The 1,031-nt window shown below is 49.4% G+C and carries 1 protein-coding gene; it reads left to right on the top strand.

From position 1 onward, the window contains the following. Positions 1–9 precede the first annotated feature (9 nt). Positions 10–1,024 (top strand): IS630 family transposase gene (locus tag ACT3RQ_RS17690; RefSeq protein ID WP_193057311.1). Its coding sequence is split into 2 segments (ribosomal slippage): positions 10–410 and positions 409–1,024, totalling 1,017 coding nucleotides; the frame shifts between segments, so codons are not numbered across the junction. Positions 1,025–1,031: the final 7 nt, after the last annotated feature.

The raw sequence follows: 1,031 nt of genomic DNA, 5'->3' as shown, positions 1-1,031 counted from the left end.
CACAGAACCATGTCTCGGCGCTTACGTTTCGTTTCTTTAACACCTGACCAGCAACGTCTCTTAAATGAAGCCTACCAGTACGGCGAAAAGAGAGCGTTACGTCGTCGGGCTCACGCCATTCTGCTCAACCACAAAGGCCATACGATTAACCAGGTTCGCGATATTATCGGGGTTAAGCGCGATACGGTATCGACGTGGTTATCCCAATGGGAAGCAGACGGTATTGAAGGTCTTCAAGACAAGCCTCGCGAAGGACGCCCCCATCTTCTCAGCGAGAGTGATCTTGCTGTGTTAGAGCAATTGGTTGAAGAGTATCCCCATCAACTGCCTGTCCTCCATGCCAGGTTTCAAGAGAAGACAGGTAACGTCGTCAGCCAGGACACGTTGCGGCGCGCGTTAAAAAAAAGGCTATAGCTGTAAGCGGATACGCCGCTCATTGAGGGCACCGCGTGACGAAACAGATTTCCGCCATACGCAAGAGATGATCAATGTATTGAAGGAGTGGGAAGATGATGGTAAGTGCGATCTCTATTTCTTTGATGAGGCCGGTTTCTCGCAATCATCGTCACTACCTTATGCATGGAGCCCGATAGCCAAGCCTTGGGAAGTCACTGCCTACCCACATAGCAAACGGCTGAATGTACTGGGCTTTCTCACCAGAAAAGGTGAGTTTTTTCACCACATGACCACCGACTCTGTGACCACTGAGACCGTTATAGAAGCCTTTGATCAGTTTGCGGCACATAAAGACCCTGACTCCTTCACCGTCGTGATACTGGATAATGCCAGAATGCACCGTTCCAGGGCATTTCAGCGCAAACTTCTTGATTGGATGGCACATCGCATTCACTTGGTCTATTTGTCGCCGTATTCGCCGGAGCTGAACCTGATCGAAATCCTTTGGCGCGAAATCAAATACCGGTGGCTACCGTTAACAGCCTACAGTTCGTTCGATAAGCTTTGTGACGCGGTCAAAAACGTATGCAATGGTTACGGCACTGATTACTCAATAACTTTTGCGTAACCACTTA

This window comes from Halomonas sp. AOP43-D1-4 (assembly GCF_052446175.1).
GTDB lineage: Bacteria > Pseudomonadota > Gammaproteobacteria > Pseudomonadales > Halomonadaceae > Vreelandella > Vreelandella citrativorans.
This window is presented reverse-complemented; position numbering and strand designations above follow the sequence as displayed.